General features: G+C 33.5%; 10 protein-coding genes. All 10 read left to right on the plus strand.

Going from position 1 to position 9,985, the window contains the following annotated elements:
- Positions 1 to 842, plus strand: an 842-nt coding sequence (locus tag JQM81_RS12750) for an acyltransferase family protein (RefSeq protein WP_235234141.1), incomplete at its 5' end; no start/stop codon positions are given.
- Positions 843 to 861: 19 nt separating this feature from the next.
- On the plus strand, positions 862 to 1,965 hold the full coding sequence (locus tag JQM81_RS12755; RefSeq protein ID WP_235234143.1) for a polysaccharide pyruvyl transferase family protein: 1,104 nt from the start codon (positions 862 to 864) through the stop codon (positions 1,963 to 1,965).
- Entirely contained in the window at positions 1,952 to 2,968 is a 1,017-nt protein-coding gene (locus JQM81_RS12760; RefSeq protein ID WP_235234145.1) for a glycosyltransferase, read from the plus strand. Before JQM81_RS12755 ends, JQM81_RS12760 begins: the two co-directional genes overlap by 14 nt.
- The gene (locus tag JQM81_RS12765) at positions 2,935 to 3,969 is read left to right on the plus strand and encodes a glycosyltransferase family 2 protein (protein WP_235234147.1); all 1,035 of its coding nucleotides are present in this window, start codon (positions 2,935 to 2,937) and stop codon (positions 3,967 to 3,969) included. Before JQM81_RS12760 ends, JQM81_RS12765 begins: the two co-directional genes overlap by 34 nt.
- A 3-nt stretch (positions 3,970 to 3,972) precedes the next feature.
- Complete coding sequence (locus JQM81_RS12770; RefSeq protein WP_235234149.1) at positions 3,973 to 4,938, plus strand: glycosyltransferase family 2 protein; 966 nt, start codon at positions 3,973 to 3,975, stop codon at positions 4,936 to 4,938.
- A gap of 15 nt (positions 4,939 to 4,953) precedes the next feature.
- Positions 4,954 to 6,105, plus strand: a complete 1,152-nt coding sequence (locus tag JQM81_RS12775; RefSeq protein ID WP_235234151.1) for a glycoside hydrolase family 99-like domain-containing protein — start codon at positions 4,954 to 4,956, stop codon at positions 6,103 to 6,105.
- Between the two features lie 12 nt (positions 6,106 to 6,117).
- Positions 6,118 to 7,347: a Coenzyme F420 hydrogenase/dehydrogenase, beta subunit C-terminal domain gene (locus JQM81_RS12780; RefSeq protein WP_235234153.1), complete on the plus strand. Its 1,230-nt coding sequence runs from the start codon at positions 6,118 to 6,120 to the stop codon at positions 7,345 to 7,347.
- A 2-nt stretch (positions 7,348 to 7,349) separates the two neighbouring features.
- On the plus strand, positions 7,350 to 8,186 hold the full coding sequence (locus tag JQM81_RS12785) for an ABC transporter permease (protein ID WP_235234155.1): 837 nt from the start codon (positions 7,350 to 7,352) through the stop codon (positions 8,184 to 8,186).
- 10 nt (positions 8,187 to 8,196) lie between these two features.
- Positions 8,197 to 9,486 carry an ABC transporter ATP-binding protein gene (locus JQM81_RS12790; protein WP_235234157.1) on the plus strand — a complete coding sequence of 430 codons (1,290 nt, stop codon included), beginning with the start codon at positions 8,197 to 8,199 and terminating at the stop codon, positions 9,484 to 9,486.
- Positions 9,473 to 9,985, plus strand: a 513-nt coding sequence (locus JQM81_RS12795) for a glycosyltransferase family 2 protein (protein ID WP_235234159.1), incomplete at its 3' end; no start/stop codon positions are given. The genes JQM81_RS12790 and JQM81_RS12795, both read left to right, overlap by 14 nt.

A 9,985-nucleotide genomic window follows, 5' to 3' on the forward strand; every position in this document is an offset into this window, starting at 1 on the left:
GTTATGCACATTATTTATTAATGCAAAAATATGATGAGAAATATTTTCATGTAATGAAACGAAAAATAGGGTCGTTTTTGAAAAATTATTGGGTGGTTTTAATACTTTTTACTTTTTTAGGATTATTATTTGATAAAGCGAATACGATTCCAGAAAGTTTAGGGACATTTTTAGGAAATTTCTTTTTGGTCAAAATGAATTATAACGGGGCTTGGTGGTTTGTATTAACATATATCATTTTGACACTTATTTCACCGATTATTATAAAGATTGTAAATAGAATTGATATCATGCTATTAGTGGTGATTAGCGGGGGAATATATTTCATTTGTTACATTTTTAGATTTGTTTATTGTTTGCCAATATCATCAACACCTTTTTCTTGGTTATGGAATCAAACGATTTTAGTAGGAACCTCGCAATTTGCCTATATTGTTGGAATGCTATTTAGAAAAGAAAACGTAATTACTTATTTGAAAAAAAGAATGAGTGATTTAGAAAAAATTAGAAAAATAATTATATTGGTCTTTCCAATGGTACTATTTTGCTTTCACTGTGTAATTCAATCGACAATTGTTGCACCTATTACAGGATTAGGAACATTAATATGTTTTTATTTGTGGAATAAACCAAAATGGATTGAAAAGACTTTTTTGTTCTTAGGAAAGCATTCTACAAATATTTGGCTGATACATATGTTTTTTTACGCGAGATTGTTTACGAATTTTGTGTTTGTGGTAAAGTATCCTATCTTAATATTTGTGTTGATGATGAGTGTATGTATTGGCGTGTCATATATTATACAAAAGTGCATGTTATTCTCTGATAAAATATGTTTTTGATACAAGGAGTTTTCGGAAAATGAAAATCAAAACAATTACTTGTCATGATGTATATAATGTAGGAGCAAGTCTACAGGCATATGCATTGTCGGAGTATTTGCGACAGCAAGGGCATGATGTTGAAATTATTGATTATAAGCCGGATTATTTAAGTAAAAGGTACAATTTTAAGGCAGTTGATAATCCGAAATTTGAAAAGCCGTTTTTTCTCAAAGCAATATATTTAACTTTAAAATTTCCGAAGCGTTTGTGTGAGCGCCCAGGAAAGAAAAATTTTGATGAATTCAGGAAAACATATTTACATTTGACTGAACGCTATAATAGTCTAAATGAGTTAAAAAATAATCCACCTTTGGCGGACTTATATATTGCTGGAAGTGATCAGATTTGGAATACGTTATTTGATAATGGAAAAGATGGAGCGTTTTATCTGGAGTTTGCACCAAAAGGGACAAAGAAAGCTTCTTATGCAGCAAGTTTTGCAACAGAAGAAATTGTACCAGAATGGGAAATGCAGGTAAAAAGTTGGTTAAAAAATTTGGATAAAGTTTCTGTTCGAGAGCAAAGTTCCATTACATTATTAAAGAAACTGGGAATAGAAGGGCGCGCTGTGCTTGATCCAGTTTTTTTGTTAATAGAAGATCAATGGAAGCAACTGATAAAATGTGGCGAAGCATCGGAAGGTGTTTTTGTATATGATTTTGATCGTAATGAGTTTATAAAAAAGATCAGTAAATTAGCTAAGAAAAAAACAAATTCCCCAATTATTAGCTTTTTCTCGATAGAATATGCAAATGAAAATTTGCGATATCCGGGGCCCTTAGAATTTTTGGAAACCATTTATAATTCGAAAATAGTTATTTCAAATTCTTTTCATGCCACAGTATTTTCATTGATTTTTCATAAAGAATTTTTTGTTGTTAAGCGAAATGAAAATATTAATCTTCGTATGATGGATTTGTTAAAACTTGTAGGTTTGGAAGATAGAATGATCTCAACAGAAAAAGAATTTGAATTAGCTGAACCTATTGATTGGGGAAAGGTGGATGAAATTATAAATAAAGAGCGTGGGAGATCTATAGAATATTTAATGGAGATAACGAGAAAAAATGAGGATTCCTAGTGTTTCGATAATCATACCAATATATAAAGTTGAAAAATATTTAAAACGTTGTATTGAGAGTGCAAGAGAGCAGACTCTGTCTGATTTGGAAATCATTTTAGTTGATGATGGTTCCCCAGATCAGTGTCCGGAGATTTGTGATGACTATGCGAAATTGGATATTAGAATTAAAGTCATTCATAAAGAAAATGGTGGCCTTTCTTCGGCACGTAACGCAGGAATGCGTATCGCTACAGGAAAATATATTTTCTTTTTAGACAGTGATGACTGGCTGGAATCGGATGGTATGCAGAGATTATATGAAACTGCAGAAAAGTACCAGGTAGATTTTGTCAGATATCGGGCAATTCGAACCGGATGGCCGGGTATGGAAGCGAACGCTCCGTGTATGGTAGAAGAGATAAGAGAACTACAGGAAGGATTATACGATAAAAAGAGAATTATAAATGAAATATATCCACGCCTGTTGGCAACACCTCAATTAACAATGGGAGCAATTGTAGGAGCTTGGGGCTCTCTGTATAGAACCGATTTCTTAAGGAAAAATCAATTATCATTTTATGAAGAAGTGAAATTTAGTGAAGATTTGATTTTTAGTGCCAATGTAGTGCGCGCAGCGAACAGTTTTTACTTTATCGATACTCCTGGTGTGTATCATTATTTCTATAATCCAAACTCTATTTCAAAATCCTTTAGAGAGGGACGATGGGATTCCTGCAAAAGCCTGATTCATTATTGCGAGAAAGATTTTGCAAATGATACAACATATGATTTTAAAAGAGAACTTTACTATTTGCGTTGGTTTTGTATTATGCTTGCTTTGAATGAACGGAAATATTTAAAGGGCTACTCAGAAAAGCGGGAATACTGTAAGAAATTGCTGAATGATCCAGTGATTCGGAGAACAAAACTTAGGCTCTCTTATTTTAATGTTACTTGGAAACAAAAGGTTGTAATGATTTTAGTTAGATGGAAGATGAGTGGCTTCCTGGCAAGATTATAATGAAAGTAAAAGTTAGTATAATAGTTCCGGTATATAATGCAGAAAAAACATTGGAAAGATGCATTAATTCTATACTACGACAGACATATGCAGAGTGGGAAATGATTATTATTGACGACGGATCGACAGATCTGAGTGGGCAGTTATGCGAACAATATGCCTTGCAGGATTCCAGAATAATTGTTATCCATCAGGAAAACAAAGGGGTATCTGCTGCAAGAAATGTAGGTATTGATGTTGCTAAAGGAATTTATCTTAAATTTGTTGACAGTGATGATGAAATCATATCAACTTTTTTAGCAGATTATATTGAAGTTGCTGAACGAGAAAAAAGTGATGTGGTAATTGGAGGATACACAGAAATAGAAAGTGATGGTAATAAAGAAATCCATTTTCCGACTTTAAGTGGTATTAGTCATAAGGATATATGGGAAGTCATCTGCAGGAAACCTGAACAGTTTGGCTATCTTTGGAATAAATTATTTATGAATGACATTGTTCAAAAAAGTAATCTTCGTCTTAGGACTGATTTATATTCACAAGAAGATCTAGATTTTTGTTTACGATATTTTGATCAATGCAAGACATTTAGCTGGGTTTCTAATACGGATTATCAATATTATAAGGTAATAGGTAGAAGAGTTCCACCAGTATGGGACTTTATTGAGAATCAGCTTAAATTAATTAAAATTGCTCAAAAAAAGATTCAACTTACGGCGGAGGCAGGACAGGCAGTAGCCGATAGGATTATATTGCTGATTTATTCGTATTTATACAATGTAGATAATTATGGACAATTTAAAGAAGCCATCGCAAAATTAGAAGATATTGATGGATTAAAAAGTTTTCTTACTGACGTGAAACCATGGAGTGAAAATAACATGGTGGCGTGGCTTTTTGTTCATGGAAAGAATAAAACTATATTCATATATTTTAAAATAAGAAATAAATGCAGGGATCTTTTTAGAAAGGTCAGATCTGTATTCATAGCGAGGAAATAAAAGGTGGATGTATCAATTATTATAGTGAACTATCATTCGGCTGATTTGGTAGTTGATTGTATTAATACAGTTTTTGATAAAGTAAATAATTTAAAATATGAAATTATTGTAGTTGATAATGCTTCTGAAGATGGTTCAGTAGAAAAGTTGGAGCGGATATTCGGAACACAAATTATTGTTATTTCGTCTGAAAAGAATCTGGGATTTGGAAAAGCAAATAATCTAGGTGTAACAAAAGCAAGGGGAAAATATCTATTTCTCCTTAATCCAGACACAATACTTGTTAATGATGCTATTCAATATTTGTATGATTATATGGAACAGCATCCAGAAGTAGGTGTGGTGGGTGGAAATCTTTATACGCCAGATATGAAGCCGACTCCATCTTTCTGCCAGAAGTATGATGATTTCCAATTGGAGAAGGAACGGGCTGCCTGGAGAACTATTTTATTTGGGAAGGTAAAGCAGAAAATATTTAGTAGAAAACAAGGTGCATTAATATGCAAAGATGAATTTAATCATACAGATCAAGCGCAGAAAGTAGCATATATCTTTGGTGCAGACATGATGATAAAAAAAGAAGTATTTGAAAAAGTTGGAGGTTTTGATCCGGATTTTTTCATGTATGCAGAAGAACAGGAATTATCCTGGCGCATTACAGAACAGGGTTATTATATTATGAATATTCCGCAGGCGAAAATTATTCATTTAGAAGGAGCTACAATTAAAGATCAAAACCAGTTTAGTGACCGACAGTTTAAAATGCGGATGAATGGGACGCTAATATATTATACAAAAAGATTTGGCCTGGATGGTGCAGAGCAGTTTTATAAATTACGTTCACTACGATATGATAGACTTATAAAGATTGCAAAATGGCAGCGAAAACTTACAGACACTTTTGTTCCTGTGGTGCAAAAAAGATGTCTTGATGAGGTTTATCAAGAATTTATGGAGCAGCGAAAATAGGCTGCAGGAGGGTATATGGCAGAAGTATTTGATAATAAAGGGGTTAAGATTATTCCATTTTATTTACCTCAGTTTCATACAATTCCGGAAAATGATAAATGGTGGGGAGAAGGCTTCACCGAGTGGACAAATGTTAAGAAAGCGAAACCGCTTTTTGAGGGACATGATCAGCCGAGGATTCCTTTGAATAACAATTATTATAATTTAATGGATGATAATGTGAAGATCTGGCAGGCAAAGCTTGCGAAAGAATATGGGATATTTGGCTTTTGTTATTATCATTATTGGTTCAAAGGCGGGAGACAATTGCTTGAAAAACCAGCAGAACAAATGCTGAAAAATAAAGAGATAGATATCCCGTTCTGTTTTTGTTGGGCAAATGAAAACTGGAGCAAGAACTGGGATGGCGGTAATCAGGAAGTTATCATGGAACAAGACTATGGAAGTCAGGAAGATTGGGAAAAACATTTTCAGTATTTCGTGCAATTCTTTCGCGATGAGCGTTATATTACAGTGCATGGAAAACCTTTACTTGTTATCTATAAGCCGGAACAAATAATAGATCTGCAGCAGATGGTTGCATATTTCAGAAAACGAGCAAAGGAAGTAGGATTTCCGGGACTTTGCTGTGCGTTTCAATTTCCGATGTACTATGCCGATATGTATTATAGAGATGATATATTTGATTATCGTATTGGTTTTGAACCGGTATATTCAAGAAATGTAGAAAAACTAGACCGTCCGGGGACCGCTAAAAAAGTAGAACTACTTAGAAAGACTTTGGGTGAGAAGGCAGTATCAGCTTATCGCAGAGCCAGGCAGAATAAGTGTGGGTCAAATTGGGGAAAGCCACAAAATCTTTCAATGTATTTCTATGATGAAACTTGGGAAAAGATTCTTAATAATCAATGGACTGAGGAATTCCTTCCAGGAGCTTTTGTAGATTGGGATAATACCCCGAGAAATAAGCATGGAGTCATGTATGAAGGCTTTTCTATTGAAAAATTTGGAGAATATATGAAGCGGCTTGTGAAGCGGGCAGAGGAAGAGAAGAAGCCAATGATTTTCATCAATGCATGGAATGAATGGGGAGAGGGTGCCTTTTTGGAGCCAGATGAAAAATATGGTTATCAGAAACTTGAAGCAATTAAAAAAGCATTAAAGTAGGTAATAAAATAAATGCAAAGTATTGAGTTAATCAAAAGTGAAAAAGAGTGTTGTGGATGTGGTGCATGTTATCATATTTGTCCTAAAAAAGCAATCTCTATGGTTAAAAATGCAGAGGGATTCATGTATCCTAAAATAGATGAAACAGAGTGTATTGATTGCGGAAAATGCCTTAAAGTTTGTAACTTTAAAGGAACTACATGGAAAAAAACGTTGGGAGAAACATATGCAGCGTATGCAAAAGATACGGATTTGATACAATCTGCGTCTGGTGGATTATTCACAAGCTTGGCACAATCGGTATTAGCACAAGGTGGTGTTGTATATGGATGCGCAATGCTTTTTGACGGAGAGAAATTAATACCGAAACATATTTGTGTCAGAGAACAACAGGAGTTGTTAAAGCTTAAAGGATCTAAATATGTTCAGAGCGAGTTGGGCAATATCTATGTAGATGTAAAAGAAAAACTTCATGAGAATATAAGTGTGTTGTTTAGCGGAACACCTTGCCAAATTATGGGGCTAAAAGGATACCTTCAAAAAGAGTATGAAAACTTATATACAGTAGAGGTGGTTTGTCATGGAGTGCCTAGTATACAAATGTTCCATGATTATTTAGCATTTGTAGAACAAAGGGAAAAGAAAAAAATAATTGAATTTAAATTCCGTGACAAGAGTCAAGGTTGGAAGTTATATGGAAAGATGGTTTTACAAGATGAGTACGAAGCTCAAACTGAGAAATATTTTGAACCAGAGGAGTCTTCATATTACCAGATGTTTTTAAATTCCTATACATATAGAGAAAACTGTTATAGTTGTCCATTTGCTTCTGAGTATCGTCAAGGGGATATTACCATAGGAGATTATTGGTGTATTGATCTTATACATCCGGAATATTTAATTGAAAATGGCGGAGAAATTGATGAAAGAAAGGGTGCTTCTTGTCTTATTATGAATAATCAACAAGGAAAACAGTTGGTAGAAAAGTATGGACAAGGTATAATGATGTGGGAGTCTACTTTTGAACAGGCTTCTAGATATAATGCACAGCTTAGAGAAGCATCCCATCTGAAAGATGAAAGAAAAATTGTTTTAGAATTACAAAAGCAGGGATATGAACAAATCGAAAAGTGGTATCAGAAGAGACTTGCAAAAATTAGGTTGGCAAGAAAAATAAGAGCGATGGTTCCCAAATGGTTTAAAGCGTATGTAAGGGGAATTTTATTTAAAGAAAGGAATTAGTAATGCAAGAATGGACAACGGTTATTAAACCGAAGAATAGATTGTTGGATTTAAAATTGAAAGAATTGTGGCAGTATCGGGATTTAATAATCATGTTTGTAAAACGTGATTTTAAAACAATGTATAAACAAACAATTTTAGGACCACTTTGGATTATCATTAATCCAATTTTAACGACTCTAATGCAGGTCCTGGTATTTGGAAATATAGCAAATATTTCTACAGATGGCATGCCACAATTTTTATTTTATATGGCAGGCAATACGATGTGGTTATATTTTTCAGGATGCCTTACAAAAACATCTAATACATTTGTTGCTAATGCAGGCGTGTTTGGAAAAGTATATTTTCCAAGACTTGTCACACCTATTTCAATTGTAATATCAGGACTTATTTCTTTTGGAGTGCAGTTCGCAATATTACTTATTACAGTTATTTATTATACTGTGAATGGAGTAATACATTCCAATTTAATGATATTTATCACACCACTTTTAGTATGCGAATTGGCATTACTTGGAATGGGATGTGGAATTATTATTTCTGCATTAACAACGAAGTATCGAGATTTAGCTGTGCTTGTGACTTTTGGGGTTCAATTGTGGATGTATGGAAGTGCGATTATTTTTCCGGTTTCTTCATTGCCTGAAAAATGGGCAAGTTTACTTATGTTAAATCCCGTAGTACCGATTGTCGAAGCGTTTCGTTATGCATTTACGGGTCATGGCACATTTTCAGCTTTTTATTTAGGAATAAGTGGTTTGGTAACTTTGATAATACTTTTTATAGGTATAGTGATCTTTAATAAAGTGGAAAAAACATTTATGGATACAGTATAGGAGAGATATCATGGAAAATGAATTGGCATTAAAAGTAGATAATGTTAAAAAAAGATATCGATTAGGGGTAATTGGCGGTGGTACCCTTCAGGGAGATATTCAGAGTTGGTGGGCACGCGTACGTGGAAAAGAAGATCCAAATACAAAAATTGGTACAACTACTGATACAAAAAAAGGTAGCTTCATGGCATTGGATGGTATTAGTTTTGAAGTGAAAAAGGGGGAGCGCCTCGGAATTATTGGTGGAAATGGTGCAGGTAAATCAACTACTTTAAAAATTTTATCCCGTGTCACAGCACCTACAGAAGGAACGGTATATATTAATGGAAGAATTAGTAGTATGCTAGAAGTGGGGACAGGGTTTCATCCGGAATTGACAGGGAGAGAAAATATTTATCTTAACGGTGCTATTCTTGGAATGAGCAAAGAAGAAGTAGATAGAAAAATCGAAGATATTATTGACTTTTCAGAATGTCGTCAGTTTATTGATACCCCTGTAAAAAGATATTCTTCAGGAATGTATGTGAAATTGGCATTCTCTGTAGCAGCGCATTTGGATTCGGAAATATTGATAATGGATGAAGTGTTGGCTGTGGGAGATATGAAATTTCAGCAGAAGTGTCTAAATAAGATGAAAGAAGTTTCTGAAAATGAAGGAAGAACAGTTCTTTATGTAAGCCATAATATGAATACAATACGACAGTTGTGCGATAGGTGTATTGTTTTAGAAAAAGGGAGGATTATATTTGACGGAGATGTTGAAACAGCTATAAGATATTATATTGGAAATTCGGATAGACTTCAAACAAAATATAGATATTCCAAAAAATATCATAGTAATGCAAAATCAGATGGAAAGTTTGAACTTAGAGAATTAGAGATAAATGAGAAAAGTGAAGCAAGATTTGAAATGAATGAAAAAGTGAGAATTAATTTGAAATTATGGTCTTGTGAAAAATGGAATAACGTTAAATTAAGATTTGAAATTAAATATCAAGATGATACAAACGCTGGAACAATGTTTTTTAATCAAGGGATAAGTTTTGAAAAAAATGAAGAGAAAGATTGTTGTATGATAATCGATACAGCCCATTTTGTGCCAGGGCAGTATAGAGTCAACATAGTAGCGTATGTATATGATGAATTTGGAGTAGAACAATTTTTAGATGGTGTATATCCTGGATTCGTTTTTGAAATAGATGATATATTAAATGAAGCTAATGAATTAATTTGGCTGCATCAATATTGGGGGCATATTCGCTTGCATGATATAAGGGTGATATCGAATGAACAATGCTAAAAAAGAAAATGATTTAATAAGTGTTATAATTCCTGTATATAATTCTGAGAAATACATAAAACGCTGTATTGATAGTGTTTTAGATCAAACATATCAAAATTATGAAATAATTTTGGTGGATGATGGTAGTACTGATCGGAGTGGAGAAATCTGTGATGAATATGCAGAGCAAAAAACGTTTATTCACGTTGTACATCAAATTAATAAAGGACAAGCAGCAGCGAGGAATGTTGCAATTGAACTTGCAAAAGGGGAGTGGATAAGCTTTGTAGATAGTGATGATATGATACACCCGCAAATGCTTGAAATATTATACAACGCTACACAAAACGATAAAGTAAGTATAAGTATAAGTATATGTGATTCTATAGCGGACAAAAGAATACCGGTGGACTTTTTTGAAAATCAGGAAGAAAAAATAGAATATTTAGCAATTAATGAAGAAAGCATGAGAAAATTATTCTATTTAGAAAAAAATTATTATTGGACTGCGTGGGCT

The organism is Faecalicatena contorta (genome assembly GCF_021531895.1).
In the GTDB taxonomy this organism is placed as follows: domain Bacteria; phylum Bacillota; class Clostridia; order Lachnospirales; family Lachnospiraceae; genus JAFBIX01.